General features: G+C 69.6%; 26 protein-coding genes. 13 read left to right on the forward strand and 13 right to left on the reverse strand.

All coding sequences use genetic code 11. From position 1 onward, the window contains the following. Nucleotides 1-90: 90 nt before the first annotated feature. Nucleotides 91-1,941, reverse strand: a complete 1,851-nt coding sequence (locus tag P1K31_RS17970; protein WP_276306688.1) for an asparagine synthase-related protein — start codon at nt 1,939-1,941, stop codon at nt 91-93. 781 nt (nt 1,942-2,722) lie between these two features. Between P1K31_RS17970 and P1K31_RS17975 the strand changes: the two genes are divergently transcribed. Continuing rightward, on the forward strand, nt 2,723-3,787 hold the full coding sequence (locus P1K31_RS17975; protein ID WP_276306689.1) for a lipid II:glycine glycyltransferase FemX: 1,065 nt from the start codon (nt 2,723-2,725) through the stop codon (nt 3,785-3,787). A 345-nt stretch (nt 3,788-4,132) separates the two neighbouring features. On the opposite strand, the gene P1K31_RS17980 is transcribed toward P1K31_RS17975, so the two are convergent. Continuing rightward, complete coding sequence (locus P1K31_RS17980) at nt 4,133-4,426, reverse strand: PadR family transcriptional regulator (RefSeq protein ID WP_276306730.1); 294 nt, start codon at nt 4,424-4,426, stop codon at nt 4,133-4,135. A gap of 610 nt (nt 4,427-5,036) precedes the next feature. On the opposite strand from P1K31_RS17980, the gene P1K31_RS17985 reads away from it, so the two are divergent. The 3 genes from P1K31_RS17985 (at nt 5,037) to gfo6 (ending at nt 8,039) form a co-directional block, all read left to right on the forward strand. Next, nucleotides 5,037-6,236: an MFS transporter gene (locus tag P1K31_RS17985; RefSeq protein ID WP_276306690.1), complete on the forward strand. Its 1,200-nt coding sequence runs from the start codon at nt 5,037-5,039 to the stop codon at nt 6,234-6,236. A 150-nt stretch (nt 6,237-6,386) separates the two neighbouring features. Beyond that, nucleotides 6,387-6,836 carry a GNAT family N-acetyltransferase gene (locus P1K31_RS17990; protein ID WP_276306691.1) on the forward strand — a complete coding sequence of 150 codons (450 nt, stop codon included), beginning with the start codon at nt 6,387-6,389 and terminating at the stop codon, nt 6,834-6,836. 132 nt (nt 6,837-6,968) lie between these two features. Beyond that, complete coding sequence (gfo6, locus tag P1K31_RS17995; protein WP_379794818.1) at nt 6,969-8,039, forward strand: D-xylose 1-dehydrogenase Gfo6; 1,071 nt, start codon at nt 6,969-6,971, stop codon at nt 8,037-8,039. 56 nt (nt 8,040-8,095) lie between these two features. Here gfo6 and P1K31_RS18000 read toward each other — a convergent pair whose 3' ends face one another. Beyond that, nucleotides 8,096-9,229: a hypothetical protein gene (locus tag P1K31_RS18000; RefSeq protein WP_276306693.1), complete on the reverse strand. Its 1,134-nt coding sequence runs from the start codon at nt 9,227-9,229 to the stop codon at nt 8,096-8,098. 677 nt (nt 9,230-9,906) lie between these two features. Then, nucleotides 9,907-10,320: a DUF4383 domain-containing protein gene (locus P1K31_RS18005; RefSeq protein WP_276306694.1), complete on the reverse strand. Its 414-nt coding sequence runs from the start codon at nt 10,318-10,320 to the stop codon at nt 9,907-9,909. 230 nt (nt 10,321-10,550) lie between these two features. Between P1K31_RS18005 and P1K31_RS22120 the strand changes: the two genes are divergently transcribed. Continuing rightward, a complete protein-coding gene (locus P1K31_RS22120; RefSeq protein ID WP_438268327.1) occupies nt 10,551-10,697 on the forward strand; it encodes a DUF7563 family protein in 147 nt (48 codons plus the stop codon). Nucleotides 10,698-10,785: 88 nt separating this feature from the next. Continuing rightward, nucleotides 10,786-10,986 carry a hypothetical protein gene (locus P1K31_RS18010; RefSeq protein ID WP_276306695.1) on the forward strand — a complete coding sequence of 67 codons (201 nt, stop codon included), beginning with the start codon at nt 10,786-10,788 and terminating at the stop codon, nt 10,984-10,986. A gap of 112 nt (nt 10,987-11,098) precedes the next feature. Here P1K31_RS18010 and P1K31_RS18015 read toward each other — a convergent pair whose 3' ends face one another. The 3 genes from P1K31_RS18015 to P1K31_RS18025 form a co-directional block, all read right to left on the reverse strand. Continuing rightward, complete coding sequence (locus P1K31_RS18015) at nt 11,099-11,425, reverse strand: DUF7130 family rubredoxin-like protein (RefSeq protein WP_276306696.1); 327 nt, start codon at nt 11,423-11,425, stop codon at nt 11,099-11,101. Between the two features lie 133 nt (nt 11,426-11,558). Then, entirely contained in the window at nt 11,559-12,080 is a 522-nt protein-coding gene (locus P1K31_RS18020) for a hypothetical protein (protein ID WP_276306697.1), read from the reverse strand. 217 nt (nt 12,081-12,297) lie between these two features. Next, nucleotides 12,298-13,110 carry a mycofactocin-coupled SDR family oxidoreductase gene (locus P1K31_RS18025; RefSeq protein ID WP_276306698.1) on the reverse strand — a complete coding sequence of 271 codons (813 nt, stop codon included), beginning with the start codon at nt 13,108-13,110 and terminating at the stop codon, nt 12,298-12,300. A gap of 187 nt (nt 13,111-13,297) precedes the next feature. Here P1K31_RS18025 and P1K31_RS18030 point away from each other — a divergent pair, with 187 nt between their 5' ends. Then, nucleotides 13,298-14,836, forward strand: a complete 1,539-nt coding sequence (locus P1K31_RS18030; RefSeq protein ID WP_276306699.1) for an FAD-dependent oxidoreductase — start codon at nt 13,298-13,300, stop codon at nt 14,834-14,836. Between the two features lie 216 nt (nt 14,837-15,052). Further along, nucleotides 15,053-15,412: a hypothetical protein gene (locus P1K31_RS18035; protein WP_276306700.1), complete on the forward strand. Its 360-nt coding sequence runs from the start codon at nt 15,053-15,055 to the stop codon at nt 15,410-15,412. Between the two features lie 97 nt (nt 15,413-15,509). On the opposite strand, the gene P1K31_RS18040 is transcribed toward P1K31_RS18035, so the two are convergent. Together P1K31_RS18040 and P1K31_RS18045 are read right to left on the reverse strand one after the other, a co-directional pair. Beyond that, nucleotides 15,510-16,997 (reverse strand): sulfatase-like hydrolase/transferase, encoded by a 1,488-nt coding sequence (locus P1K31_RS18040; RefSeq protein ID WP_276306701.1) that lies wholly within the window; start codon nt 16,995-16,997, stop codon nt 15,510-15,512. Continuing rightward, entirely contained in the window at nt 16,994-17,899 is a 906-nt protein-coding gene (locus P1K31_RS18045; protein ID WP_276306702.1) for a glycosyltransferase family 2 protein, read from the reverse strand. The genes P1K31_RS18040 and P1K31_RS18045 overlap by 4 nt, the downstream gene beginning before the upstream one ends. Nucleotides 17,900-18,037: 138 nt before the next feature. Between P1K31_RS18045 and P1K31_RS18050 the strand changes: the two genes are divergently transcribed. Together P1K31_RS18050 and P1K31_RS18055 are read left to right on the forward strand one after the other, a co-directional pair. After that, nucleotides 18,038-19,177 (forward strand): glycosyltransferase family 4 protein, encoded by a 1,140-nt coding sequence (locus P1K31_RS18050; protein ID WP_276306703.1) that lies wholly within the window; start codon nt 18,038-18,040, stop codon nt 19,175-19,177. 90 nt (nt 19,178-19,267) lie between these two features. Further along, nucleotides 19,268-19,549, forward strand: a complete 282-nt coding sequence (locus tag P1K31_RS18055; protein ID WP_276306704.1) for a hypothetical protein — start codon at nt 19,268-19,270, stop codon at nt 19,547-19,549. Nucleotides 19,550-19,612: 63 nt separating this feature from the next. Here P1K31_RS18055 and P1K31_RS18060 read toward each other — a convergent pair whose 3' ends face one another. From P1K31_RS18060 to P1K31_RS18075, 4 genes are all read right to left on the reverse strand, one after another. Next, complete coding sequence (locus tag P1K31_RS18060; protein ID WP_276306705.1) at nt 19,613-20,932, reverse strand: glycosyltransferase family 4 protein; 1,320 nt, start codon at nt 20,930-20,932, stop codon at nt 19,613-19,615. 13 nt (nt 20,933-20,945) lie between these two features. Beyond that, entirely contained in the window at nt 20,946-21,086 is a 141-nt protein-coding gene (locus P1K31_RS18065; protein ID WP_276306706.1) for a DUF7129 domain-containing putative zinc-binding protein, read from the reverse strand. A 164-nt stretch (nt 21,087-21,250) separates the two neighbouring features. Then, the gene (locus P1K31_RS18070; RefSeq protein ID WP_379794535.1) at nt 21,251-21,514 is read right to left on the reverse strand and encodes a hypothetical protein; all 264 of its coding nucleotides are present in this window, start codon (nt 21,512-21,514) and stop codon (nt 21,251-21,253) included. A 198-nt stretch (nt 21,515-21,712) separates the two neighbouring features. Continuing rightward, a complete protein-coding gene (locus P1K31_RS18075) occupies nt 21,713-23,377 on the reverse strand; it encodes an NADH-quinone oxidoreductase subunit D (protein ID WP_276306707.1) in 1,665 nt (554 codons plus the stop codon). A 303-nt stretch (nt 23,378-23,680) separates the two neighbouring features. Between P1K31_RS18075 and P1K31_RS18080 the strand changes: the two genes are divergently transcribed. From P1K31_RS18080 to P1K31_RS18090, 3 genes are read left to right on the forward strand one after another with little or no spacing between them, the layout of a single operon-like run. Further along, nucleotides 23,681-24,001, forward strand: a complete 321-nt coding sequence (locus tag P1K31_RS18080) for a hypothetical protein (protein ID WP_276306708.1) — start codon at nt 23,681-23,683, stop codon at nt 23,999-24,001. 13 nt (nt 24,002-24,014) lie between these two features. Next, complete coding sequence (locus tag P1K31_RS18085) at nt 24,015-25,544, forward strand: sulfatase (RefSeq protein WP_276306709.1); 1,530 nt, start codon at nt 24,015-24,017, stop codon at nt 25,542-25,544. Continuing rightward, nucleotides 25,544-26,806, forward strand: coding sequence for a glycosyltransferase family 4 protein (locus tag P1K31_RS18090; protein ID WP_276306710.1), 1,263 nt, complete (start codon nt 25,544-25,546; stop codon nt 26,804-26,806). The genes P1K31_RS18085 and P1K31_RS18090 overlap by 1 nt, the downstream gene beginning before the upstream one ends. Nucleotides 26,807-26,810: the final 4 nt, after the last annotated feature.

A 26,810-nucleotide genomic window follows, 5' to 3' on the forward strand; every position in this document is an offset into this window, starting at 1 on the left:
AGCGCGTCGAGTCCGACCGCGACGCCGCCGACTCGACGGAGCCGGATGGACGCGCTCTACGCCCTCACAGCCCTCGCTCCCCGTCTCCCCCTAGAGGCGGGGTTTCGGCCGGGCGTTCGCGACGACGCGCCTGGTCGCGGGTGCGCGGAGGAACGTGACGAGCGAGTAGAGTTCGTTGCGCCTGTTCTCGCCGTTTACGTGCGCCGCGTACGTCTCCTCGATCCCCTCTCGGTCGAGGAACGGGACGGCGCGGATCACGTCGGCGCACTCCTCGATGGCCTCGCGGACGAACCCGTGCGACCGGATCAGCTCGTCGTGCTTCGGCCACGGACCGCTCGTCTGGTAGGAGGAGGGCGTCCGGAGGACGTTCTGCTCCTCGAGCACGCTCGTGGCGATCTCACCCGCGTACTGGACGGGAAACGGCGCCGAGAGCGGCGTCCGTCGCTCGGCGTGCGGGATCCTCGCCAGCTGGGGGTCGAGCCGCTTGAGGGCGCGACCGATCAGGTTCCGACGGAGCCGGACGCGTCGCGGAACGGTCAGGTGGAGATCGATCAGTCGGGTGTCGAGAAACGGGTTGTGGAACGGGAGGATCTGATCGAGCGTCTGCTGGAAGAAGACGGGCGCGTTCGCGTGCGGGTAGTACGAGCCGAACCGAACCAGGTCCTGAACCGACCGGTACGCGACGCCGTGGGACTCGACGCCGTCGCCGGTGACGGCGAGGTTCCGACGGAGCAGCGTTCCGCTGTCCTCCGCCCCACGGTAGTACGCCGGCGTGGGGCGTCGTTTGCGCGAGACGTACTCCTCGATCGTCCGGGTCGGCTCGACGAACGGGAGGGAGAGCCGCCCGAGTGGGCCCAGCCGACACGACCGACTCGGGAGGTGGTGCCCCGAGAACATCGAGTCCGACATGTGGCCGGTGACGAGCGCGTCCACGTCGTCCCTGATCTGCTCCGCGAACCCCATCGCGTGGCCCTCGTGGAACGTCCCGACGAAGTTCGAGAGCGCGGCGTTCCCCTCGAGGAGGTCGGGGTAGTAGTCGCGGTCGCGCAGGAGGAGTTCGAAGGGGGCTCCCGCGGTGCGCGCCACCCGCTCCGCCGTTCGCGCTTCCGCGTTCTGCCAGTCGTTGAGGTGGTACGTGGCCGGTTTGCGGTCCATGGCCGCGAGGACGACGCGGGAGTCCCCGCCGCCGCTCAGGAACAGACCGTACTCCGTCCCGTCGGTCGTCCGCTCCGCGATCGCCCGCGACAGCAGGGTCGCGAGTCGGTTCGCGAAGTACGAGGCCGGTCGATCGACGGGACGATACGTCGGCGTCCAGTAGCACTCGCGTTCCAGTCCGAGGTCGTTCAGATCGACGGTGAGCGTCGACGCGGGCGACATCCGCTCTACGCCCTCGAACGGCGTCCCGGTCCCCGGGGTGAGCTGGTGCGTGAAGTACGTACCGAGGGCGTCGCTGTCGAACGACGGCGTCCAGTCGGGGTACGTCGTCAGGCTCTGGACCGCGGTCGAGAGGATGAGGGTCCCCCCGGCGCGCGCGTAGTAGAGCGGCATCGTCCCGAGGCGATCGGTCGCGAACGTCACCGTCCCGGCGCTCTCGTTCAGGGTGACGATCGCGAAGCGTCCGTTGAGCCACCGGACGAACTCCGGGCCGTACTCCGCGTATAGCTCGGCGCAGTACTCGGCCAGGGAATCGGTCTCGCTCGCGGAGCGCGGGACGTACCCGCTCGGGTGGTCGAACCCGGCTACGTCCCCCCAGGCCCAGACGTACCCCTCGTCGGTCGTCGCCGGGGATCCGCCCGTGTCCGCCGTGTGATAGACGCTCGCCACGCCGACGTCGCCGTCGAGAACTCGACCCGTCGACTCCGTACCGAACACCTCGAGTTGCGGGGAGAGGTCGTCGACGAACGCGGGATCGTCGCCGAGACTCGCACAGACTCCAACCATGACTACGACCAGCCAACCTTGTCCAATAAGTAGTTTATACGTAAACGTGAAAGTCACTCGTGAGTACTAGAAACGGTGCGAGGCGGTCGTGGCTCGCCGGACGATCAGTCAGATCACCGAGAGATCTGGGAGCGTCGGCGGTGGATCTCGCTCCGGACGACCCGCCGGGCGGGGTCGAATCCGGTCCGTCGGCCCGTCTCGCCGACCGTTCGTCGTCGCCGACGCGGGACACGGGCGCGGAGGACCGCTCCGATCGAACGTGTCAAGAGGAGCACGTCGACGGTTACAGGGTTCGAATAACCCGCCACCCCCGGCGCTCGACCACGGAGCGCCTCGAACCGGGGATCGAAACCGGCGCTCGCCCCGAGCAGGTCCGTACGGGGAAGTGACGGGGACCCTCCGACCGACGCGAAATGCGGCGAGCGGTACACGGGAGGGGGCGGGTAACCCCCCGATTAACCGCCTCTCCGGGGGACGACTCGCCTTTCGCATCGCGTTCGCGGGGTCCTATCACCGCGGGGATTATCCTGTAATTAAACGGAGCTGCCCACGTGCGGAGTACGAGCTCACCCTCTTGGTAACTGTATCAGTGCCTGTGTAACAAAATCGCCGTACGGTCATAGGTAGACCAGTGTCATGGTAATCGAGGTACCGAACTCCCCCGGCCCTGCCGGATCGCACGCTGACGCTGAACGCTCGGAGGCGTCGACGCGGCCGTCGAGCGACGACCGCGTTCGCCCCCGCGGCGGTACGCAGACCCCCTCACGAGGATCGAAGACGAATGAGTGATCTAGACGTTACCACCTACAGTAGCATCGAGGCGCTGAACGAAAACCAGTGGAACAACCTGGTCGAGCAGTCGAACCAGGGGACGGTGTTCCAGCGGTATGAGTGGCTGGAGATCGTCGAGAGGACGTTCGACCACCGGCCGCAGCACGTCGTCGTCTCGAAGAAGGACAATCCAGTGGCGATCCTGCCCGTCTTCGTCCGTGATTTCGACGCGCCGATCGACGCGGCCACCACCGTCACCGAGACGCTGGGGCTCAAGGAGGCGGTGTCGACGCGACCGGGCTACGGCGGCCCGATCGTCCTGTCGAACGAGTCCGAGTGCCTCGACCTCCTGCTCGACGAACTCGAGGCGACCTGCGGCCGGAACGTCCTCTATCACCTCATCAGGACGAACGATCTCAACTACCTGCGCTACGGAAAGCACCTCCAGAAGCGCGGATACGAACCGATAACGCTCAACTGTCGCTTCGTCATCGACCTGGAGCAGAGTTGGGAGGAGATCCGCTCCAACATGGACAAGGAGCGCCGCAAGGCGCTCCGGGACGCCCACGAGAACGAGTACCGCGTCGAGTCGACGCCGCTCGGCGAGGCCGACCTCGACCGGACGTACGACGCGTACGTCAGGAACATGGATCGCATCGACGGGTTCGTCTTTCCGAGGCCGTTCTTCGACCTGCTCACCGAGCGGATGGGCGACCGTCTCCAGGTCTTCACCGCCGTCGTCGACGGGATCGAGGTCGGCCGGTACGTCCACTTCCTCGACGACGAACGATCGGCGGTCCACCACTACTTCACCGCCATCCCCGACGAGTCGAAGTTCAAGTACTATCCCTCGGAACTCCTCCACGAGCACGCGATCAAGTGGGCGAAGTCGCAGGGCTACGCCCACTACGACTTCGGCGGAACCGGTACCGACTACACGGACAGCGTCTTCCGCTTCAAGCAGAAGTACGGCGGGGACCTCGTGCCGACGCTGCAGTGGCAGAAGGGCCTGTCGAAGCCGGGCTGGAACCTCTACAAGTTCGGCCGGTCGATGTTCGTGCGACGCGCCTACTGACGCGTCGCACGCGGTCGACCGTCCGCCGGGGTGACCCGACGTACCTCTCTCCTCCGTCCCCTCTCGTTCCCTCGCCGCACCGCCGAGCGAGGTCTCGCCGAGGACGCCTTCCGGTGGTCATCAAAACCGGGGAATGTCGAGTCGGTGCGCGTCCGACACCGCTTCGCGGTGCGCGCGGTAGACGCCGTTCGTCACGACGGACACGGGAGAGACCGGCCCGGACCGCGTCCGCCGAAGCCTCGTCCGTTCCGCGAGTGCTGCCGGGGGAGCCCGCAGCTCCGAGCCGTGCCCGCCGCCGTTCGGTCGGGCGGCGTTTCCCGACCGCGCTGCGGGCGCACGGCCACGTTATCGGTTCGACGTCAGATCGGACGGGAGATACGTCTTCTCCCACTCCATTCGCTCTTTCAACGCCTCTCGCCCCTTCTCGGTGAGGTCGTAGTAGTTGGTCCGGCGGTCGATCTCCCCCCGTTCGACGAGCCCGGCGTTGACGAGCGTGTCGAGGCTCGGATAGAGCCGTCCGTGGGTGATCTCCCGCTCCGTCGAGGCTTCGAGTTCGTCCTTGAGCTGCTGACCCGATGGTCGATCGTGCCCGGCGATCACGTACAGGAGGTCGCGCTGAAACCCGGTGAGCTCGAACAGCGTCATCGTCGTAGTATTCACGAAGCTTTGTTATTGTTAACGAGTGCTTCAGGCGTTCTCGGTTCCGTTAACCGCGCCGAAACTAATCCGGATATCTACTCGACGGTTCCGTTGCCGATCCGCGGCGGTCGGGCGACGAACCGCCCGACCGAACCGCCCAGTCGCCGATGAACCGGCGTCGCTCGCTGGCGTCGCGATCATCGACGTCCTCCCGGGGTGACGTCGCCCCGGCGGTGGGCCGGGGCGCTTCGTGTGCGGTACGTACTCATCCCCCGACTCGGCTACTTGTACGGTTTCGGGTCGCGGACGGAGGGGACGTCGCGCAGGTCGCACTCGTGTCCCCGGCACGGGCCGCATCCAGCCGGTACGATCGGGTATATAGAATCGTTTCGAAATATACGTACAAGTCGGCACGCGTGTTTTACCAAGCGGGATAGTTAAATTAAATCTACAAGATCTCAAGTTTTATTTGGATACTCGTTGACGGCTCAATCCCCATGAACAACGAAGGAACGTCGGACGCCGGGAGCGGCGGGTGCCTCGAAACGGTCGATCGGTGCGATCGCGCGTCTCCGTCGGCACGGGTCCCCGCCTGTCCGACGAGCGGGTGGTGAGCGTGTGGATCCGACGGATCGCGGGGGCCCTGTGGCCCTGGCGGTATCGGGCCGGCGTGCTCACGCTCTGTACCGCGGTCTACTTCGGCGTCAGGCTGACCACCGCGCTGGTGAGCGCGCTGAGCCCGCAGATCGTCGCCGCGCTCGGGATGACGCTCGGCGCGTTCGGGATCGCGATCACCTGTATCCGGATCACGGCCGCGGCTCTCCAGTTCCCGAGCGGGCTGCTCAGCGACCGCTTCGGCGAACGTCGGGTCATCACGAGCGCCGTCCTCATCGCCGGCGCGGGAACGGTTCTGCTCGCGTTCACACCGTCGCACGGGGCGTTCCTGGCGCTGGCGATACTGCTCGGGGTCGGCGGCGGGCTCTACTACAGCCCGTCGACGGCGCTGCTCGACAGCCTCTACGAACGCACGGGTCGGGCCATCGGCGTGTTCCGAGTCGGCGGACAGGTGGCGGGGATCGTCGCGCCGATGCTGGTCGTCGGCTTCGGCGTTCGACACGGGTGGCGGAGCGCGCTCCTGCTGGCCGGCGTCCTGCTGGTCCCGATCGCGCTCGGTCTCCAGTTGTTCGTGCGACCGGCCGAACCGATAGGGACCGCCGTCACCCCCCGTATCGCCGCGGAACGGCTGCGAGCCGTCCTGACCCGACCGCCGATCGCGGCCTCGGTCGCGCTGGCCTGTCTCGTTCAGTTCGTCGACGTCGCGGCGTTCGCACTGCTCCCGGCGAGCCTCCAGGGGTATCACGGCCTCTCGCCGGCAGTGGCGACGAGCGCCTACGGCGCGTACTTCGTGGCCGGCGCGCTCGGACAACCGGCGGTCGGCTGGCTGGCGGACCGCTACGGTAACGCACCCACCGTGGCGGGGACGCTGCTCGTCGGCGTCGTCGGGTTCGGTCTCCTGATCCACCGGTGGAGGGGGGCGATCGTCGTCGGGGCGGTCTGCCTCGCGGGCCTCTCGCGGACGTGGGCGACGCCCGTGCAGTCGCGAATCCTCCGGCACCTCTCGGACGACGAACGGGCGACGGGCTTCGGCCTCGTTCGGACGATCTACCTCCTCGTCGGGGCGCTCGGCAGCGCGGTACTCGGAACCGCAGCGACCGTCGCCGGCTGGCAGGTCGTGTTCGGCGTCCTCGCCGGGATCCTCTCTACCTGTCTCGCGGTACACGTCCTCGCCGTCCGCGCCGTCGGATCCTGATCGGCGTCGGTCGGCTCGGACGGGACGATGGCGCGCCGAACGCGGACGGTTGGAGGCGACGTTTCCGCCCCTCTCACGCCACGATAATGACTCGCTAACGATCGAAAACGACGCCATATCTATTATTCATCGAGTATTCTTTAGAAAACAATGGAGATCATCGAGGCGACCGAGGCCGACGCGCCGTACATCGAGCACCTCCTCGAGGCGAACGACCGTTCCACGGTGGGCGTGAGGGACTACCGCACCACCTTCTGTATCGGGATCGCGGAGGGCGACTACGTCGGGGCCGGCGGCTACGAGCGGTACGGGATGGACGCCCTCCTTCGTCCGGTCGTCGTCGACGAGGCCGTCCGAGGCAGGGGGTACCGGCGACCGATCCGAACGGAACTCTTCCGTCGGCTCTCAAAGGCGGGCGCGACCGCGATCTACCTCCGAACGGACGACCCCGACGCGTTTTCCGAACTCGGGTTCTGCGGCTGTGACCCCGCGATGGTCCCGAGCGCGGTCCGGGACGCGACGGCCCTCTCTGACCGCGCCGCGCGGCCGGTCCGCTGGATGAAGCGGACGCTCCCCGCCGATCCCCGCCCCGCCGAGTGACCGCGACCGTCCGCTCGCGGCGCTCGGAATCGGTACGGCCCCGAGCGGGGATGGGACGAACGGGGATCGGCCGACGCGCGTCGACCGACTACCGACGTTTATTGAAGCCTGCGTCGTAGTGGGCGCATGGACATCCGAGAACTCGCCGGCGGCTACGTGGAGCGCGACTGGCGCACGGAGGTCGAGGGGACGGTCCGGTTCGCGCTGATCGGCATCGGCTGGTGGACGACGGACGTGGCGATCCCCGCCCTCGAGTCGACGGAGCTGTGTCGGACGACCGTCCTCGTGAGTAGTTCCGCCGAGAAGGCGGAGCGAGCGGCGACCGACAGCGGCGTCGAGCACGGGATCACCTACGACGAGTTCCACGACGGCGCGGCCGCGGACGCGTACGACGCGGTGTACATCGCGACGCCGAACGCCTACCACCTGGAGTACGTCGAGACGGCCGCCCGCCTCGACAAGGCGGTCATCTGCGAGAAGCCCATGGAGGCGACCGTGGAGCGCGCCGAGCGGCTGGTCGAGACGGCCGAGGAGCACGACGTACCGCTGATGGTCGCCTACCGCATGCAGACCGAGCCGGCGGTCCGTCGGGCCCGTCGCCTGATCGACGACGGCTTCCTCGGGGATCCCGTCCAGGTCTACGGGAACAACTCCCAGCCGCTGCTCGAGATGATACCGGATCCCGATCAGTGGCGTCTCGATCCCGATCTGGTCGGCTACGGTACGTCGGTGATGGACCTCGGTATCTACCCCATCAACACGGCGCGGTTCCTGCTCCGCCGGGACCCGGTCGCCGTCCAGGCGCGACTCTCCTCGTCGCACGACGCGTTCTCCGACGTGCCCGACGAGCGCTCGTCGCTGCTGCTTCACTTCGAGGACGACGTGCACATGGTGGCCACGTCGAGTCAGAACGCCCAGCGGGATTCCCAGCTGAAGATCACCGGCACCGAGGGACAGATCGACCTCCGGCCCGCGTTCGGCGGCGAGTGCGCGCTCGCGCTCACGCAGGGGGACGTGACGGTCGAGGCGGCGCACGACTCGCTCGACGCCGGCTCGGAGATGGAACTGGAGTTCGACTACTTCGCCGACCGAGTGCTCGGCGGGGCTCCCATCCGTCCCGACGGCCGCCACGGGCTGATCGACATGCGGGTGATCGAGGCGATCCACCGGGCGGACCGGACCGGCGGCACCGTCGAGCTCTAGCGGCGATCGCGCTCGCCGGACCGTCGGGAGAGCGGTGGCCGCGCCGGGATCGGGGGTCAGGCGCTAAGCGTGACCTTCACGGTTCCGTCCTCCGGCACCTCGGTGACGCTCGTCGCCCTGTCGCCGCTCCGGACCGAGAGGGTGACCTCCTCGTCCGGCGGGGAACCGTAGTAGCCCACCTCGGCGGTCACCGTCTGGGGCTGACCGTAGACCTGCCCCGAAGTCGTGGCGACCGTCAGCGTCCCGTCGCTCGTCGGGTAGCGGGCGGTGGTGCGGAGCACCGGATCCCCCGACTTCATGCCCGGCCCCGTCGCCGAGACCTCGACGTCACCGGGCAGACGCGCGTTACCGTCGCCGTCGCCGCGCTTCCACTCCATCTGCAGTTCGGCGTTGTCGAGTCGCTGCTCGGCGACGACGTTCCCCCCCTCGAGGAACTGGATGCGCTTCGCCGACACGTACTCCATCGCTTCGACCCGGACGCGATCCGCCCCGGCCGGGATCTGGAAGGTCTCGCCGGGCTCGACGACGTGCCGCTCGCCGTCGACCGTGACCAGCGGACCGGTCCCCTTTTCACCGCCGATGACGCGAACCGCGTAGGTGCCCTCGGCGTCCGACCCGTCGTCGGGTCGCTGGTCGGTCGCGCCGCCCGAACGCAGGACGACCTCCCCGTCGACCTTCACCAGCGCTTTGCCGGACACCTGAACCTGTTGTACGTCGCCGGTGAACCGGTACGAGTCGTATCCGTCGGTGACCTGCCCGTTCAGCGTCCGCCCGTCGTCGCTCACTCGATCGTTCCCCGTCCCCCCGCGGACGGGTTCCAGCTTCCCGCTCACGGTGACGCTGTACTCGGAGACCGAGGAGCTCTGCCCGTCGATGACGAGGGTGTGCCACTCCTCTGCCTCCGTGGGAGTCGGCGTCGCCGTCGGCTCCTCCTCGGTCGGCGTCTCGGTTCCTCCGTCACCGCCGTCCGTCCCGTTCGTCCCGTTCGTCCCGTCGTCCGTCGATCCGTTCGTCGGCGTCGCCGGGGCGTCCGTCGTCGGGGCCGACGAGTTGTTGGCCGGCGTGGCACCGACGCCCGTCGACCCGTTCGAGGTGTTCGTCCCGTTCGAGCCGTTCTCGAGATCGTCCCCTCCGACGAGCGCCGGCAGGCCCCACACCGCGAACGCCGAGACGGCGATCAGGATGATCACCGCGGCAGCGCCGACGATAGCTACCGTACCGTACTCCGAGAGTGCGTCCGACGGGTCGTTACGTCCTCGCGACTGAGGCGGTTTTCGAGACGACATTATCTTTGATCCCCACTGTTACCGAACATGGAATTTACCAGAGGAAAGAAGACAGCAAACTATGAACCTTACGCGTATCGATCCTCTCCGTTACATTCTCTAATTCGTTACTGTCCTATATCTATGATTGATTTGGAGGATATCGGGCGATCAGCTCTCCCGAGAACGACGGGTCGACGGGCGTCGTATCAAGTTTCGATCTGCCCCGTTTCGTTTGATACTTTCTCCCGTAACCTGGCCGGGGCGGACGGTCGACCGTCCGCTCGTGTACCTCGATCCTCGTCCGGTCCCGGTCCCCTCGTCGGCCGTCGGCCGTCGGTCGCACCGGCCGTACGTACTCGCAGTTCCCATCCAGCCATCGGTCGGTGAACGATCGTCGCCGTCGGCGACCGCCGTCTCCGAACGGCCCGTCGTCTCCACGGAGGTCGACGAATCGTAAGGCAGCTGTCCGATCGACTGTCGTGTAACGTTCCGTCGATATTCCCGGAGCCACGTCCTGCCGTTCGACGGACGTAAAACGGCGACGCCACCCGGTTCGAGCCGATCGAAGGGGCGACGGACCGCAGCGACGCGGACCGCTCTCAGGTGCGGGCCGCGCGCTCGCGGGGGACGCGATCCGCGACGATCCAGGCGCCGAGGAGGACGATACCGAGGAACAGGTGGAGGAAGTCGTCCGCCGTGTTCGCGTTCAGGAGTTCGTTCATCGTAGCGCTCGCGACCAGCCCCGAGAGGAACAGGAGCAGGAACACGAGTCCGACGACGAGGTTGAACGTCGGGGCGTACGCGCCGCGGCGATACCAACCGGCTGAGAGCCCCGCGATGCCCGTCACCGCGTGGAAGGCGTTGTGGAACGCGTTGACGCCGAACACGCCGAAGAGCAGACCCTCCTCCGGTGCCTGTAGGAAGCCAGCGATCCCGACCAGGAGCAGCGCTCCGCCGATAAACAGCGAAGCCCACACCTGCAGGTGTCTCGAACCGATGTCGTTACTTGCCATGTGTCTCTCCCTCCAGTGCGATAGCCGCTCCCCTCGCGAAAACCCGTTGCCGGTCACGCGCCGCCAAATACGGGTCGCGCGTACAGTCACCGCGCTCGTCGGATCGAAGGGGCGGCGCTGCCGTACTCGACGCCGTCGGAGGCTGACGTCGTCTAACGCGCCGAGTACCGAGGAAGCGGCGGGCGAGTGCAAGCACGGAACGTATGCTGGAACGCCGCCCAGGTGTGGACATGCCCCGTTGCCAGAACTGCGATTCGTTCGTATCGGCACAGTACGTCCGGGTGTTCACGCCCGACGGCGTTCGCAACCCCCGGGTCTGTCCCAGCTGCGAGTCGAAGGTTCGCGTCGGCGGGAGCACCCGCGCGCGACGACGGTGATTCTACCGCGTCGGACGCCCATCCCCCGGGAGGGACGGACTATCGAACGGACGGTTCGGACTGGAATCCACGCTCATCGAGCCACCACATGTATCGAGTAGACTACACGACGATCCGTACAGCACTCAGGACGAAGGCCGAGAACACGGGACTGGAGACGTCCGGGCGATCGGACGACACTGACGGCGGAATCGTACTCGACTACGGAACGATCCAGGCGGGGATCCGCGAGGTGAACCGGAGGAGTTCCGTCGCCGACGAGATCGACGCGGTGACCTCGATGTACTGACGAACCGCCCGGGACGCCGACGCAGGTCGGTACGTCGCGGTGAACGCGAGCGCGGGGGTGTCGAAACACCCCAGCGACCGGCCGACCGCCGGTCCGACCGCCTCCGCGTCGATCAGTCTTCCGTCCAGTACATCAGGCTCTCCTTCGGCTCGCCGCAGTTCGGACACTCCTCGGGGAGCCCCTCGTCGATCTCGCCCATCTCGCCGCACTCGGTACAGCGCCAGACGAGTTCGGCGGCACCGAACTCGTGGCCCGAGCGGGCGTGTTCGACCGTGAGGGCCTCGACCCCCTCGCGGACGGTGACGAACACGCCGCCCTCCTCGATGCTGCGGACCTCGCCGACGGGGGTCCCGTCCTCGGTGTAGAGCGTCTGTCCGAAGGAGAGCTGCTGCACTTCCTCCTCGTCCTCGTCCGGCGGCGTCTCTCCGAATCCACTCATGCGTACCGCCTTCGTTCCGTCGACACATTAAGCCCGAGGTTTCGCTAGCAGGTGATCCAGTCGCGCCCGTGGCTGCGCTGGACCCCGCGAGAACCGGAAGTGTGACGACCGACGACGCGAACCGCGAGGACGTTCAGTTCGTCGTCTCCTGCTCCCCGGGTTCCGGTTCGGCTCCGGACTCCTCGCCCTCGACGAACTCCGACCGCTCCGTCCCGGCGCGTCGATCGGACGTCCCCCGCTCGACGCCCTCTTCGGCCGCCTCGGGTCCGCCCGTCCGATCGGTCCGCTCTGCCCCGGCCGTCGGGCGCTGCTCGTTCCGCTCCTTCCCGCCGGACGACCCGCCCTCCCCGCCGTCAGACATATCCCTGATCCGTCCCAGCGCACCCTTCGCCGCCGACTCGAGCCGCTCCCGTCGCTTGAGGGAGACGTACGCGAGTCCCAGGACCAGCACCGTCTTGAAGAGGGCTCCGGCCGGCGCGGACGGACCGCCCCCGTCGGCGGGGGACGACCGCCGACCGCGCTCGCGTCCCCTCGTCGTCGGTTGCGAGGCCTGCCTTCGCCGCTCGGCCTCCTCGATCCCCTCGACGACCGCGTCCTTGATCGCCTCCTTCACCACCTCGCGCATCGCGACCTGCACCCACCTCCCGACGGGCACTCCGCCCCCGCCGATTCCCGGTCGATTCCCCCCGGTACGCCGAGCCTTGTCTTCGGTACTCGACAGCATCGTATCACTGGACGGTAAGGTGACCCAAGAGGATTGGGTCTGCGATCTCGGCGGGCGAACGCCGTCGCACGCTCGCCGCCGGGACGACGGCGTCACCCCGCGCGGACGGCGCGAGCCGCCGGAGGGACCGGCGGGAGTCCCGCCCGCCTCAGAGGGCGGTGGCTCCCGCGGCGACCGGAAGCGCGGTGCCGGTGACGAAGCGGGCGTCGTCGCTCGAGAGCCACATGAACGCCGCGCTGACGTCCTCCGGCTGGAGGATGTCGGCGAAGAGGTTGTCCGGCCCGGACTGTTCGGCGATGGCGGCGACGTCCTCGTCGATCGTCTCGACGATGCCGCTGGTCATCGGCGTGTCGACCGCGGTCGGGCAGACGGCGTTGACCGTGACGTCGTGCGGGGCGAGTTCCACCGCGAGCGTCTTCGTCAACCCGATGACGCCGTGCTTCGCGGCGGTGTAGTGGCCGAGCCCCGGCGAGGCCGCGAGCCCGGCGGTCGATGAGGTGTTGACGATCCGTCCGCCCTCGCCGCGGTCGACCATGTGCCGACCGACGTGCTTCGCGGTGAGCCACATCCCCTTCAGGTTCACGTCGATCGTGAAGTCCCAGGTTCGCTCGTCGAGATCGAGCAGGCCGGAGACGGGCGCGACGCCGGCGTTGTTCGCGAGGATGTCGATCCGGCCGAACGCCTCCAGGGCCTCGTCCACCGCCCGTTCGACCTCCGACTCCCGGGAGACGTCCATCTGCACGCCGACGGCGTCCCGCCCGCGCTCCTCGACGAGCCGAACCGTCTCCTCCATCTGCTCGCGGCCCGATAGCTCGTACGTCGAGTCCTCGCCCGTCTCGCAGACGTCGGTGACGACGACGTCCGCGCCGTTCTCGGCGTACCGGAGGGCGTGCGAGCGACCCTGCCCCCTGGCCGCGCCGGTGACGAACGCAACTCTCCCGTCGAAATCGTACTCCGTCATGTGCCTCTCGATAGCGTTACCGTCGTCCTGATCCTTCGACTTGCATATGTCGGCTATCGCGCCACCGCGTAGCGATGCGGTAGGTCGACGGCGGGATCGCGCCGTCGATTCGCCACCCGCACGCTTATCGGACGCCGAAGTGAAACGGACGGTACCTCTCCGGGGCTCGAGCTCCGGGTTGACAGTCATGGACGGAGACGAACACCCCAGGGACGGTACCGCACTGCCGCCGCCGGCGTCGGTCTGGATAGACACGACCCCCGAAACGTCGTACGAGCCGCTCTCGGGCGACCGCGAGGTGGACGTCGCCGTCGTCGGCGGCGGCATCACCGGGTTGACGGCGGCCGCGGAGCTTACCGACGCCGGCGAGGACGTGGCCGTCATCGAGTCGGACCGCATCGTCCGGGGCGTCACCGGGCGGACGACGGCGAAGGTCACGGCCCAGCACGGGCTCATCTACGATCACCTCCGCTCCACCGTCGGCGACGAGTTGGCCCGCGGGTACGCCGAGGCGAACCAGCGGGCCATCGAGCACATCGCCGAGACCGTCGAGCGGCGGGACGTCGACTGCGACTTCGGACGGACGCCGGCGTACACGTACACCGATTCGCCCGACGAGCGCGGGAAGATCGCCGCCGAGGTCGAGGCCGCGAAGGCGCTCGGCCTCCCGGCGCGCTTCGTGGAGGACACGCCGCTGCCGTTCGACGTCGAGGCCGCGATCCGCGTCGACGATCAGGCCCGCTTTCACCCGCGGGAGTACCTGCTCGCGCTCGCCGAGTCGGTGGCGGGGGCCGGGAATCACGTCTTCGAACGGACGAAGGCGCGGGAGATCGAGGGCGGTCGGCGGAACCGCGTCGTGACCGATCGCGGGACGGTGACCGCCGAGACGGTCGTCGTCGCGACGCACTTCCCGATACTCGACCGTCGCCTGTTCTTCGCGCGGCTGTACCCCGAACGGTCCTACGTACTCGCGGTTCGAGCGAGCGACGTCCCGACGGAGGGGCTGTACTACAGGCCCGGCGAGCCGATGCGGTCGCTTCGAACGCACGTCGCGGGCGAGGAGGACCTCGTCCTCGTCGGCGGCGAGGGCCACAAGACCGGACACGGACACGGCCCCGAGCGCTACGAGCGCCTCGAACGGTACGCCCGCGAGCGGTTCGACGTCGAGGAGATCCCGTACCGCTGGTCGACGCAGGACTACTCGACGCCCGACCGGATCCCGTTCGTCGGCCGCGTCGGGCCGACGACCGACGGGATCCTCGTCGGGACCGGCTTCGGCGGCTGGGGGATGACCAACGGCACCGCCGCGGGGAGGCTCCTGGCCGACCTGGCGCTCGGTCGCTCTGCCCCCTACCGGCGGGTGTACGATCCGACGCGGTTCTCGGTCGCCGCGCTCCGCACCGCGCTGGGGGAGAACGCGCACGTGGCGAAGGAGTTCGTCGGGGGGTGGGCCGAGGGGATGCGCGACGACGACGCGACGACGCCGGCACCCGGCGAGGCGCGGGTCGTCCGACGCGGCCGGCGGCCGGTCGGCCTGTACCGCGACGAGGGCGGTGACCTCCACGCCGTCTCCGCGGTCTGTACGCACATGGACTGTATCGTCAACTGGAACGACGCCGAGAAGTCGTGGGACTGCCCCTGTCACGGCTCCCGCTTCGACCCCGACGGCGCGGTCCTGGACGGTCCGGCCGTGGAGGACCTCCCGACGCGACCGTTCGACGGGTGACCCTCGGGGCGGCCGTGAGACGCTCGCTCGACGAGCGGCGATACGGCGATATCGCCGTAACGGAGCGGCCCACCGCTGCCGGTAGCAAGGGACCCTCGGCGGCGACTCGGACGCCCGAGTTCCGGGTGGTGCCCCGCGTCACCCGTCGACCGCCGCAACGAGCCACCCTGCGTGTGAAGATAGAACGTTGATCCGGCGGCGGAACCAAGTGAAAATATGGCGCTCATCGACTCGATACTCGTCTTCGTCATCAGCCTGCTCGTCGGCGCGGTCGGCATCTACGTCGGCGCGCGCGTCATCACCGGCGCGGAGGACTTCAGCTACGCCATCATAACAGCCCTCATCGCGTCGGTCGTCTGGGCGGTCGTCGCGTTCCTGTTCGGCTGGATCCCGCTGCTCGGTCCGCTACTCGCGCTGGTGGCGTACCTCGGCGTGATCAACTGGCGGTACCCCGGCGGCTGGTTGAGCGCCGGCGGCATCGCGCTCATCGCGTGGCTGGCGTCGCTTGCCATCCTCTACGTCCTCGCTGTCCTCGGCATCGTCGCCCCCGACGCGGCGGGAGTCGTCGGGGCCTGAGCGCGGACACCCGCCTCGTTTCTCACCCCTTCGGCCCGCGCGAACCCGAGCCGTCGCGCTCGCAGCGGACGGACGGGAGCGAACGGGAGCGGGCGAATCACCGGTATCCCAACCGTTCGAGCCGTCGCTCGACGTCGGAGGAGAGTCGGTCGTCCGTCCGCTCGTCCACCGTCGTCGCCTCGTCCGGCCACGGCGGGAGCGCGTCGCGGAGGCGCGCCTCGACGTTCCCCGGCGGTGCGCGACGCGTCTCCGCCGGGAGGGCGAACGTCGCCGCCACGTCGTCGCCCCGGGAGACGACGAGCTTCCAGGCGCGCCCGTCCTCGCGCGTGTACGCGGCCTTCTTCTCGTACCCGTAGCGAACCCCTTCGACGAGCACCACCCGGTCGTCCGGGGGCGACCGGGTCAGCGGGACGCCGGAGCACTCGGGGAGTTCGACGCCGACGGCCTCCGCGATCGTCGGCGCGACGTCGACGAGCGACGAGAGCCGCCCGTCCGCGTCGGCGGCCGCCGGTCCGTCCCCGAGGCCCGCGGTGCGGAGCGGGACGCGCGTGACGGCCTCGTACGGAGCGCCGCCGTGGCCGACGCAGTGGGCCGGTCGCGGATCCGCGAAGTTGTCGGCGTGGAACCCAGCGCGCTCCCAGAACCCCTCGCCGTGATCGCCGACGACCGCGAGCGCGACGCCCCCGTCCGCGAGGTCGGCCACGCGGTTGTGGTGGGCGCTCAACCGGTTGTCGACGTACTCCGCCGCCGCGTCGTAGAGCCGGCGGCGGTGCCGTCGGAACCGCTCGACCGTCGGCGTGGACTCGACGACGTCCTCGTGTCGCCACCCGCGTATCCCGGGCAGGTCGGCCACCCCGTGGGCCGACCAGTAGCCGGTCGGCGGGTCGACCGGTTCGTGGAGGTCCGCGAGGTGGAGATACGAGAACGTCCGCTCGTCGCGGTGCTCGGCCAGCCACTCGGCGTGGTCCGCGAGGATCCGCTCGGCGGGCGCGTCCCGATAGAGCGCGTGCGTCTCGAACCGTCCGCGCAGGGCGAGAAACGGCACGACGAACCCGAACGCCCCGTAGGTTCGGTAGCCGGCACCCGCGAGTGCGTCGGACAGGAGCGGCTCGTCGTCGGGGACGGCCCGTGGGAGGCCCGTGACGTCCCGCACGGAGTCCGCGAACGAGTCCGAGCGGCGCGTCGCCCCGTGCTCGTACGGGTATCGGCCGGTCAGGAGCGACGAGACGGCCGGGAACGTCCACGTCGAGGTGGAGATCGCGTCGCCGCCGGTGAGTCCGGAGAGGAACGGCGTGACGGTCCCGTCGAGGGCGTCCGCCCTGAGCGCGTCCACGACGACGCAGACCACGTGCCGCGGCGCGTCGGAACGCGGCTCGCGTTCGGCGCGTCTCCGGGCGTCGAATCGGCGATCGGCCCGCCGCTCGCGCCGTCGAGTCTCGAGCGCCGTCCGGACGTCGGACGCGCGATCGACCGCCCGCGCCGGGGCCGCGCGACGGAGTCCCTCCCCGAGGATGCGAGCGCCCGCCTTCGCCAACCGAGACGCCTCCCGCGCGCCGGGCGGACGCCGCTGGGGCGCGCGGGTCACGGCGCGATCCCCAGTCGATCTACGGTCTCGAGGCCGGGACGGCCGAACACCGAGGCGACCGCCGTCGCCGCGTAGCGGGACCGCTCCTCCGGCGTGTGGTAGGCCGCCCGCGCGAACTCGACTGGCGCGCTCGGCGACCACGCCGACTCCTCGAGGTACTTGTTCCCCGCGCGGTAGTGGGTCCCCCGGACCGCGGTCCGTCGAACGTCGTCGGGATACCGGTCGTAGAGGTCGGCGTAGCGCCGGAGGAGGGACCGCCGCCCCTCGACGTGCGCCCACGACGAGGAGAGCGTCGCGTCGGGCTTGCCGCGTTCGACCAGCGGTCGGTCGACGTAGTCGAACCGGGTACGGCGCGCGAGTTCGATCTTCATCCCCGAGTCGTCCGCGCCGTGGCGGTGTTCGAACGGGAGGAGGTCGTCGATCACCGCCCGCTCGACGAGCATCGTCGACGGGATGCAGGGGAACGTTCGGAGCCGGAGCGCGTGTTCGAGGACGTCGCCGCGGACGTCGGGGATCGGATCGACGACGCCCCACTCCTCGTCGCGCAGGCCGGAGTAGACGACGCCGACGCGCTCGTCCGCGAGGAGCGGGCGTTGCGCATCGAACTTCCCCGGGAGGAGGCGGTCGTCGTCGTCGAGAAACTGGACGTACGCGCCGCTCGCGCGTCGAGCGCCGATGCTCCGGGCCGCGTGCGGCCCCTCGTCGCGCTCCTGGGCGACGTAGTCGATCTCGACCCCGTCGTACGCCTCGACGACCGGTCGCGCGTGCGCCTCGCCCGATCCGTCGACGACGATCAGCTCGACCGACGGTCGCTGGGCGAGCGCGCTGTCGATCGCCGCCCGGAGCCGTTCGTTGCGGTAGTACGTCGGAACGACGACCGATACTGCGGGGCGTTCTGCCATCGAGCAGCCTTGGGCGGTCGACGGCATCTCCGTCGCGTCTGCATTTGCGCGCCCTGCAACGGGCAGACCCGTCGCTTAACGAGTTTCCCCTCGCACCTCCGCCGGGGCCCGCCGCGCCGGACCCCCGGAGATCACATCATGGCTCAGGTTGCAGTCGCGCACGTCGACTTGGGGGCGAAGGGCGGCGGCGAGGCAGTGTGCATGAACGTTCTCGAGGCGCTCCGGTCGGAGCACGACGTGACGCTGCTGACGCTGACCGACCCCGACTTCGACGAGTTGAACGCGTACTACCGAACCGACGTGGGGGACATCGCCGTCCGCCGGCCGCGCCGCTCGAAGCGACTGCTCGACGCGCTCGAAGGCGCGGCCGGCGTCACGCTGTACAACCTCCGAAACGCGCTCCTCAACCGGTTCGTCGCGCGTCACGCGGCCGCGTTCGACGCCACCGTCGGCACGGACAACGAACTGAGCGTGCCCGGTCCGCTCGTCCAGTACGTCCACACGCCGCGGTTCGCCCGGCTCGTCGTCTCGAAGCGCGTCGGCGAGGACAGTTTCGTCGACCACGCCTACGACCGCCTCTCCTACCGGATCGGGGGGTACGACGCGAAGACGATCAGGGGGAGCCACCTCCTGACGAACTCCTCGTGGATGGCCGACGTCGTACAGGACGCCTACGACGCGCGACCCGAGGTGGTTCACCCGCCGGTCGACACCCGGGGGTTCGAACCGCGCCCGTGGGAGGAGCGCGAGGAGGGGTTCGTGACGATCGGCCGGCTCGCCCGGTACAAGAACCTGGAGGACGTCATCGCCATCGTCGACGGGGTGCGCGAGCGGGGCCACGACGTGCACCTCCACCTCGTCGGGCCGGCGTACGACGAGGCGTACCGCGAGCGCCTCGCCTCCCTCGCCGCCGAGCGGCCGCACGTCTCGATCGAGGGGGAACTGCCGCGCGAGCGACTGGTCGAACTGGTGTGCGCGCACCGCTACGGCCTCCACGCGAAGCGCCACGAGCACTTCGGGCTGGCCGTCGCGGAACTGGTCGCCGGCGGCGCGCTGCCGTTCGTCCCCGCCAACGGCGGGCAGCGCGACATCGTCGACGGCCGCGACCACCTCACCTACGACACCGTCGAGGGGGCGATCGAGACGATCGACCGCGTGCTCTCCTCGCCCGAACTCCGGACGGACCTCCGTCCGGACCCGAAGTCCGTGGAGCGGCGCTTCGGTCGCGAGCGTTTCCAGCGAGAAGTGCGCGAGGTACTCGGCGACGCGCTCCAGTAGCGCCCGGCGGGGGCGCGATTTCCCCTGTGGTCGCCTCCCCTTGCGATCGCCTGCGGACCCTTTTCGGTCCTGGCGCTCCTGTGCGGAGACATGGCAGAGACGCCATCCCCCGAGGAGGTCGAGAGGGGCGACGACTACTATCACGTCCGGTTCCGCGACCCCGACGAGTTCGACACGATCCGAACGCCCGACTGGGCGGAGAACGCCGCCGGGTCGGTCGTCGAGGGGAGCGAGGTCCGCACCGGCCACGAGAAGGAGGGCGGCGACGACGACTGGGAGATCCAGAGCGTCCTCGTTCCGATCGACGAGGTGGACGGCGAGGACGAGGCCAGAGAGCAGGCCCAGAAGATCGTCGAAAAGATCGAATCCTGAACGCGGCGTCGGACAACGCCGCGACGGGGCCGTCGGCGCGCTCGCGACCGTCGCCGGGCGACGTCAGCCGTTCTTCCGGCAGTCAGCGTAGAGCGCGAGGAGGTCGTCGGCGTGGTCGGCGAGGCGCTTCGGCTCGCGAACGCCGTCGCGGAGTCGTTCGAGGCGGGCCGGATCGCGAACCAGTCGTGCGAGCGCGTCCGCGAGCGCGTCGGCGTCGCCGACGGCGAACGTCGCCCCGTCGACGCCGTCGGTGACGAGTTCCGCCATCCCGCCGACGTCGGCGGTGACGACCGGCACGCCCGACGCGTGCGCCTCCTGGATGACGAGCGGGCTGTTCTCGTACCACACCGCGGGGAGGACGAACACGTCCATCGCCCGGTAGGGCGTCGCGGGGTCGTCGTACCGGCCGTGGAAGGACACGCCGTCGCCGGCGGCGGCCAGTCGGGCGTGGTAGTCGTCGCCGTCGGGGTCGAACCCACCGAACACCTCCAGCGTGGCGTCGCCGTCGAGGTCCGAGAACGCCTCCAGCAGGAGGTGGACGCCCTTCTCCGGCGCGATGCGCCCGGCGTAGCCGATCCGCACCGGCGGACCGTCGAAGCCGGTGTCCTCGAAGCGGTCGACGAGGATGCCGTTGCGCCGCTGTACGACGTGCGCCGGCGGGACGCCGAAGGCGACGAAGCGATCCCGCAGGAACGCCGACGGCGAGATCAGCCGATCGGCCGCCGAAAGCGCCCGGCGCAGCGCGCGCCCGCGCGCGGCCACGGCGTCGACGTAGAACTCGCGGACCGCGTCCCCGGAACCGTCGCGCCGGGGGGGAGGTTCGCCGGCGGAGGGTGCGCCCGCTCCGGGCCGCGCCTCGCCCGGGGGCCGGGACTCGACCGCCGACTCGACCGCCGAGAACGGTCGATCCGCGAGGTAGCAGTCCGTGCACTTCGCCGTCGATTCGGGGCCGACACACCGCGTCCCGTCCGGTCGGTGGAGCTGTTCGCGGTGACAGAGCGTCCAGTAGTCGTGCAGCGTCAGGAGACACGCCGCGCCGCGAGCCTCGCACAGCGACGGGAGGGTCGCGGATAGCCCCTTGAGGTGCTGCAGGTGGACCACGTCGGGATCGACCGACGCGAGCAGGTCGTCGAACCGCGCGTCGACGGCCGGGTCGACGGGACCCGTCGGGAGGCCGCGGTCCGTCTGCACGTCCGCGGCGACGGGTTCGGGGAGGTCGTGGACGGCGACGCCGTCGAGGTCGGCGGCGGCGGTCCCCCGGGGAGTGGCGACGCCGACCTCGTGGCCCCGGCGCGCGAACGCCTCGGCGAGGTGTGCGGTGTACAGTTCGGTGCCGCCGTAGGTCGCCGGCGGGAGGGCGTGGACGACCAGGAGAACTCGCATCGCTCCCGCTCGCTCAGGCCGTGTCCTGCAGTCGCCAGCGATCCAGCGTCTCGTTGACGAGGCTGCCGCCGCAGTGCTGACAGCCGTTCGGGCGTCGGGTCGCCGTCGCGCGGCGACCACACGACAGACACCGGTAGGTGAACTCCCGCTCCATACGCTACGGTGACGGCCGGCGGGGCTGTACCCTCACCCTGCAAATGCGGCTCGCTTTTGACGGTACGCCGCCGTCGGGCGAAGGTGGTCGCCGTCGCGATCCGTCCGTCGAGACCAGACCCGTCGCGGGCCGAAAAGAAGTCGCCTCGCCGTTCCAGTGCGGCCTCACATCATGCGGCGCATCCGGTCCATCCGGTCCGACATGTCCGTCTGCTTGTAGTAGCTGGCGAACGCGAGGATAGTCGGCGGCCACAGACCCACGAACACGCCGCCGGCCTTGTTTCCGCGCAGGTAGAACTGGTACCACGCGAGCAGCACCGAGGCGGCCGCCGCGAGCAACGCCGGGTCGGTGCTGGCCTCCCCCGCCATCTTCATCTCCTCTTCGGCCATCTGGCTCGATCGGCCGGACTGTTGCTGGAATAGGTCCATTGCACTCACGGCTACTCCTGTCATCTCCTAAAGTATTTGGTCAGCCGCGGCGAGAGAGGCCGGGGAGAGTATATCGCCGCTCGGATTGTGACCGGTGGCGGGGACAGACGCCGCGCGGGGAGTCTTCGCGTTCGGTGCCAGACGCCGCCCGCGGCGTGCGATTGATTCCGGGAACCGGAAGGGAGGGGCCGATCCGATCTACCGGTCGACGCTCCCGAGGACGATGTCGAGGCTGCCGAGCGACGCGATCAGGTCCGGGACGTACTCCCCCCGACTCATCTCGGGCAGGGCGGACAGGTTGTGATAGCAGGGGCTGCGGATCTTGAAGCGGGCGGGACTGTCCGTCCCGTCCGAGCGGACGTAGATGCCGAGTTCGCCCTTCGGGATCTCGACGGCGCGGTAGACCTCACGGTCGGGTTCCGGCCTGAGCGTGCGCGGGACGTTCGACTGGAGCACGCGGTCGTCCTCGGGCCAGTCCTCGAGCAGGTCGAGACACTGCTCGACGATCCTCGCCGACTCCTCGACCTCGCGCAGGCGCACGAGGACGCGCGCGAAGTTGTCACAGCCGTCCTCGACGACGACGTCCCAGTCGAGTTCGGGGTAGTAGCCGTAGGGGTCGTCCCGCCGCAGGTCGTAGTCGACGCCGGAACCGCGGGCGACCGGTCCCGTGCAGCCGTAGTCCCTCGCCACGTCCGGTTCGAGGACCCCGGTGTCGACGGTGCGCATCTGGAGGATCTCGTTGTTCGTCAGGAGGTCGAAGTACTCCTCCATCGTTGCGGGGAGGCCGTCGAGGAAGTCACGGGTCTTCTCGAGGAACTCCTCGCGGGGCTCGGGCAGGTCCCAGCAGACCCCGCCCAGCCGGAAGTAGTAGAACATCATCCGCTGGCCGGTGAGGTCCTCCAGGATGCTCTGGACGAGTTCGCGGTCGCGGAACGCGTACTGGAAGATGGCGGTGAAGTCGCCGTAGACGTCGAGCGCGAACGTGCCGACGGCGAGGAAGTGGCCCAGCATCCGCGCGAGTTCGGTGGACATCGTCCGGAGGACCTGCGCGTACTCCGGCACCTCGATCTCCGCGAGGTCCTCGACGGCGCGGGCGACGGCCCACTCGTTCGGGAGGTTCGAGGTGTAGTCCCAGCGGTCGGCGTACGGGATGATCTGGTGGCGGTAGGTGCCCTGCTGGCACATCTGCTCCTCGCAGCGGTGGAGGTAGCCGACGTCGGGGTCGACGTCCACGACCTGCTCGCCGTCGAGCGTCGTCTTCAGGTGGAGCACCCCGTGGGTCGCCGGGTGGTGCGGGCCGACGTTGATGAAGAGCGTGTCGGGGTCCTCGGTCCGCGTCTCCGACTGGAGCAGGTTGGCGTGTTCGCGGAGGGCGACGATCTGGGGCTGTTCCACGTCGTAGTTCAGCCGGAGCGGGTGGCCCTGCCAGGTCTCGGGCAGCAGGATCCGCCGCAGGTCCGGATGGCCGTCGTACCTGATGCCGACGAGGTCGTACGCCTCCCGCTCGTGCCAGTTCGCCGTCTCGTACACCGGAACCGCCGTCTCGCTCGCGGGATCGTCGGTCGGCACCGGCACGATCACGCTCACCTCCTGGGTCGGGTCGTCGAACTTCTTCAGGTGGTAGATGCTCTCGAAGCGGTCCTCGTACTCCTGGGCGGTGAGACAGGAGAGGTGGTCGAAGCCCGCCTCGTCGCGGAGCGCGAACAGCACCTCCTGTACCTCGTCCGGGCGGACGACGAACGCTTCGGCGTTGACGTGCGATTCGCGACCGACGACGCGATCGCCGAGCAGTTCCGCGAGCCCGTCGTAATCGACGCCGCGGACGCGCTCGCCCTCGGACTCGATGGTTCGTTCGTAACTCATGGTGAATCGTCCCCGTGTACTGCGGCCACCACCCGAGACGGACCACCCCGATCGGCCCCGCCCCGGTCTCGGGTCGGTGGTTCGGGTCGTACGGTCCGTGACGGGGCCGAGGCTAATGAATGATCCGGCGACGGTCGCCGGACGACCTGCCCGCCGCCGTCGAACGATCGGCTGCGCTGACTTCCATCGCCGATAGACTGTTACGATCGTATACCTGTAACGGGCTAGATGACACTCGCGATACCGTCACGCCTCCTTACATAGCAACTAAGGTCGACACCGCGGAACACCGGCACACGAACGATGAGTGACGACGAGCACGCGGACGGCGATTCGACCGAGCGCACCGCGACGACCGAACGCGCCCTGGTGAGGGACGTGATCCGGGAGTACGACGGCTACCCCGCCCACCGTCGCGGGTCGGAGGGGGAGGGCGATCGAGGGCTGCTGTGCGTCGGCTTTCGCGACGGTGGGTCCACGATCGGCGACGACGACGTGAAGGAGCTGTCGTGGGAGGAGTTCTTCGAGGAGTTCGACGAGAAGGAACTCGCGCTCGTCTATCCCGCGTCGATGGCCGAGGACGCGAGGGACGACATCCACCTGGTCTCGCGGGAGAACCTGTGACGGTGCGGGCGCGATGACCGAACGCACCAGCCCGACGGGCGACGCCGCATCGGCGTCGCCCGACGGCCGACCCAACGTCCTCCTCCTCGTGATCGACGCGTGCCGGGCCGACTACACGTCCCCCTACGCGTCCGACGTGGACCGGACGCCGGCGATCGGGGCGCTCGGCCGGGCGGGGACGGTCTTCACCCGCGCCGTGAGCGCCGCCCCGTGGACGCTCCCGAGCGTGACCAGCATCCTCACCGGCGACTATCCCCACGAACACGGGGCGACCTCGCGGGGCTTCGCGATGCGGGCGGAGCGAACGCTCGTAGACCAGCTCGCGGCGACGGGCTACCGCTGCGTCCACCTCTCGCCGACGACCTGGATCGGCGACTGGCTCCCGCAGGGGCGGGGGTTCGACCGCGTCGAGGAGTTCACCGGGCCGCAGCACCGCCGCTTCGACGGCGGCCGCGACGTCCGCGACCTCACCGAGGGCGTCTCCCGGGGGATCGAGTGGTACGCGACCGCGATCAGGCGGTCGCTCTCGTCCTCGTCGCCGGTCCGGAGCCTGGCGAACGCGGCCGCGTTCAAGCTGTCGGAGGCGACGGGGGACGTCTGGGCCGACGACGTCAGAGCGAGCGAGCGCGCCGCCGCCGTCGCCGACGACTGCTTCGCCTCGCTCGCCGACGACGACCGCCCGTTCTTCCTGTACGCCCACCTCATGGACCCCCACCTGCCGTTCTACGTCCCGCCCGAGTTCGAATCCGACGTCCGGCCGCCGGGGTGTACGACCGCGGAGGAGGAGCGCGAGTACGTGCGGACGCTGATGGACGACCTCTGGGAGGTACGCCTGGGGGAGCGCACGCTCGCGGAGGCGGAGATCCGATACCTCAGGGCGCGGTACGCCGACGAGGTCGCGTACGCCGACTCGGTCGTCAGGCGTATCTTAGATAGCTTAGAAAGACACGGCCACGCCGGGGAGACGCTGGTCGTCCTCACGGGGGACCACGGCGAGCACCTCGGCGAGGCGGTCGACGGGCGGACGCTCCTCGGCCACCAGACGTCGGTCCGGCTCCCGGTGCTCCGGGTACCGCTCGTGCTCCGCTACCCCGGCGCGTTCGACGGCGGCGAGCGCGACGACCTCGTCCAGACGAACTACGTCGCGGACACCGTCCGCGCGCTCGCCGGTCTCGAATACCGTCCCTCGCGGTCGCTGCTCGACCGCGACGCGGGGTACACGCGCGTCGCCGCGCTCGCGGAGTACGCCGGCGTCGTCGCCTCCCATCCCCCCGAACAGCTCCGCGCGGACCGCCTCCTGCGCCCCCGCACGACGGCGATCGCCGGCGAGTGGAAGCTCGATAGGGTCGGGGAGGAACGACGGGCGGCGAGGGTGGACTGGGCGTCGAACCGCGAGGTCACCGTCGACGAGGGGGAGCTTCCCGAAGCGGCCCTCGACGCGCTGGAGGCGACGCTCGACGGCGCACACCGCCCGGGGGGGACGCCCGACGAATCGATCCCGAGCCACGTCGAGCGGCGGCTGGACGACCTCGGCTACCGCTGATGCGCGTCCTCGTCCTCTCCGACGGGTACCCGCCGTGGGACTGCGGCGGCGCGCAGGCGATCGCCCGACAGGTGGCCGAGGGGTACGCGCGCCGGGGCCACGAGGTGTCCGCGCTCGCCACGGTGGCGGATCGCGACGCCGTCGGACGGAGCGCGAGGGGGGGAGTGACGGTCTACCGGACGCACAGTCCCCGTCCGAAGCCGCTCCTCCCCTACCTGACCGTCCACAACCCGTTCACCGTCGGCCCGTGTCGCCGCCTGCTCGATCGCCTCTCGCCGGACGCGGTCCACGCCCACAACGTCCACTGGCTGTCGAACGGCTGCCTGCGCGCGGCGGCCGCGCGGTCGATCCCGGTCGTCAAGACGTTCCACGACGCCGGCACCGTCGCCTACGGCGAGCTGACGCACTTCCTCGAGGGGGACGCGAGCGCCGGCGGGGGGCGAGTACCGGTGGCGGCCTACCGGGTCGACCCCTGGTACCAGCTGAAGCGCCAGCGGCTCCGGTACTTCCCGCTTCGAAACCACCGCAACCGACGCTGCGTCGAGGAGTGCGTCGACGTCGGCGTCGCCGTCAGCCGCGAGCTCCGGCGGGCGCTCGTCGCCAACGGGATCGCCTGCGAGCGGGTGATCCACAACGGCATCGACGTCGATCCCTTCGACCGGGCGACGGGTGACGCCGAGGCGTTCCGCCGACAACACGGCCTCGGGTCGTCGCCCGCGGTGCTGTTCGGCGGGCGCACGGGCTACAACAAGGGCGGTCGCCACCTCGCCGCGGCCTTCGCCCGCCTCGACCTCGACGACCCGCCCCGGCTCCTGGTGACCGGCGACTCGGAGTACGTCGCCCGGACGCGGGAGGTCGCGGGCCCCGCGGGCGACCGCATCGTCCCGACCGGGTGGATCTCGCGGGAGGCGTTCCGCACCGCCCTCCGGGTCGCGACCGTCGTCGCCACGCCGTCGGTGCACCTCGACCCGTTCCCGACGGTCAACCTCGAGGCGTTCGCCGGTTCGACGCCGGTCGTGACGACCCGCTTCGGCGGGGCCCGGGAACTCGTCGACCACGGGCGGGACGGACTGGTGGTCGACCCGCGCGAGGTCGATCGCCTCGCCGACGCGCTCGAACGCCTCCTCGATCCCGAGCGCGCGGCGGCCTACGGGGCGGCGGGTCGGCGCAAGGTCGAACGGTCGTTCACGGTCGAGGGACAGATCGACGCCTACCTCGACGTCCTCCGGGGGCTCGTCGACGCGCCGAACGCTCTCGCGTGACTCG

The organism is Halomarina halobia, assembly GCF_029338575.1.
Lineage (GTDB): Archaea > Halobacteriota > Halobacteria > Halobacteriales > Haloarculaceae > Halomarina > Halomarina halobia.

Excerpts from the sequence above, each read along its gene's own strand:
- P1K31_RS17970 (WP_276306688.1), bottom strand. The coding sequence starts at position 1,941 with ATGGTTGGAGTCTGTGCGAGTCTCGGCGACGATCCCGCGTTCGTCGAC.
- P1K31_RS18090 (WP_276306710.1), top strand. The coding sequence starts at position 25,544 with ATGCGCGTCCTCGTCCTCTCCGACGGGTACCCGCCGTGGGACTGCGGC.
- P1K31_RS18030 (WP_276306699.1), top strand. The coding sequence starts at position 13,298 with ATGGACGGAGACGAACACCCCAGGGACGGTACCGCACTGCCGCCGCCG.
- P1K31_RS17975 (WP_276306689.1), top strand. The coding sequence starts at position 2,723 with ATGAGTGATCTAGACGTTACCACCTACAGTAGCATCGAGGCGCTGAAC.
- P1K31_RS18065 (WP_276306706.1), bottom strand. The coding sequence starts at position 21,086 with ATGGAGCGGGAGTTCACCTACCGGTGTCTGTCGTGTGGTCGCCGCGCG.
- P1K31_RS18005 (WP_276306694.1), bottom strand. The coding sequence starts at position 10,320 with ATGGCAAGTAACGACATCGGTTCGAGACACCTGCAGGTGTGGGCTTCG.
- P1K31_RS18035 (WP_276306700.1), top strand. The coding sequence starts at position 15,053 with ATGGCGCTCATCGACTCGATACTCGTCTTCGTCATCAGCCTGCTCGTC.
- P1K31_RS18075 (WP_276306707.1), bottom strand. The coding sequence starts at position 23,377 with ATGAGTTACGAACGAACCATCGAGTCCGAGGGCGAGCGCGTCCGCGGC.
- P1K31_RS17990 (WP_276306691.1), top strand. The coding sequence starts at position 6,387 with ATGGAGATCATCGAGGCGACCGAGGCCGACGCGCCGTACATCGAGCAC.
- P1K31_RS18085 (WP_276306709.1), top strand. The coding sequence starts at position 24,015 with ATGACCGAACGCACCAGCCCGACGGGCGACGCCGCATCGGCGTCGCCC.
- P1K31_RS18070 (WP_379794535.1), bottom strand. The coding sequence starts at position 21,514 with ATGGACCTATTCCAGCAACAGTCCGGCCGATCGAGCCAGATGGCCGAA.
- P1K31_RS18045 (WP_276306702.1), bottom strand. The coding sequence starts at position 17,899 with ATGGCAGAACGCCCCGCAGTATCGGTCGTCGTTCCGACGTACTACCGC.
- P1K31_RS18055 (WP_276306704.1), top strand. The coding sequence starts at position 19,268 with ATGGCAGAGACGCCATCCCCCGAGGAGGTCGAGAGGGGCGACGACTAC.
- P1K31_RS22120 (WP_438268327.1), top strand. The coding sequence starts at position 10,551 with ATGCCCCGTTGCCAGAACTGCGATTCGTTCGTATCGGCACAGTACGTC.
- P1K31_RS18060 (WP_276306705.1), bottom strand. The coding sequence starts at position 20,932 with ATGCGAGTTCTCCTGGTCGTCCACGCCCTCCCGCCGGCGACCTACGGC.
- P1K31_RS18015 (WP_276306696.1), bottom strand. The coding sequence starts at position 11,425 with ATGAGTGGATTCGGAGAGACGCCGCCGGACGAGGACGAGGAGGAAGTG.
- P1K31_RS18050 (WP_276306703.1), top strand. The coding sequence starts at position 18,038 with ATGGCTCAGGTTGCAGTCGCGCACGTCGACTTGGGGGCGAAGGGCGGC.
- P1K31_RS18010 (WP_276306695.1), top strand. The coding sequence starts at position 10,786 with ATGTATCGAGTAGACTACACGACGATCCGTACAGCACTCAGGACGAAG.
- P1K31_RS18080 (WP_276306708.1), top strand. The coding sequence starts at position 23,681 with ATGAGTGACGACGAGCACGCGGACGGCGATTCGACCGAGCGCACCGCG.
- P1K31_RS18025 (WP_276306698.1), bottom strand. The coding sequence starts at position 13,110 with ATGACGGAGTACGATTTCGACGGGAGAGTTGCGTTCGTCACCGGCGCG.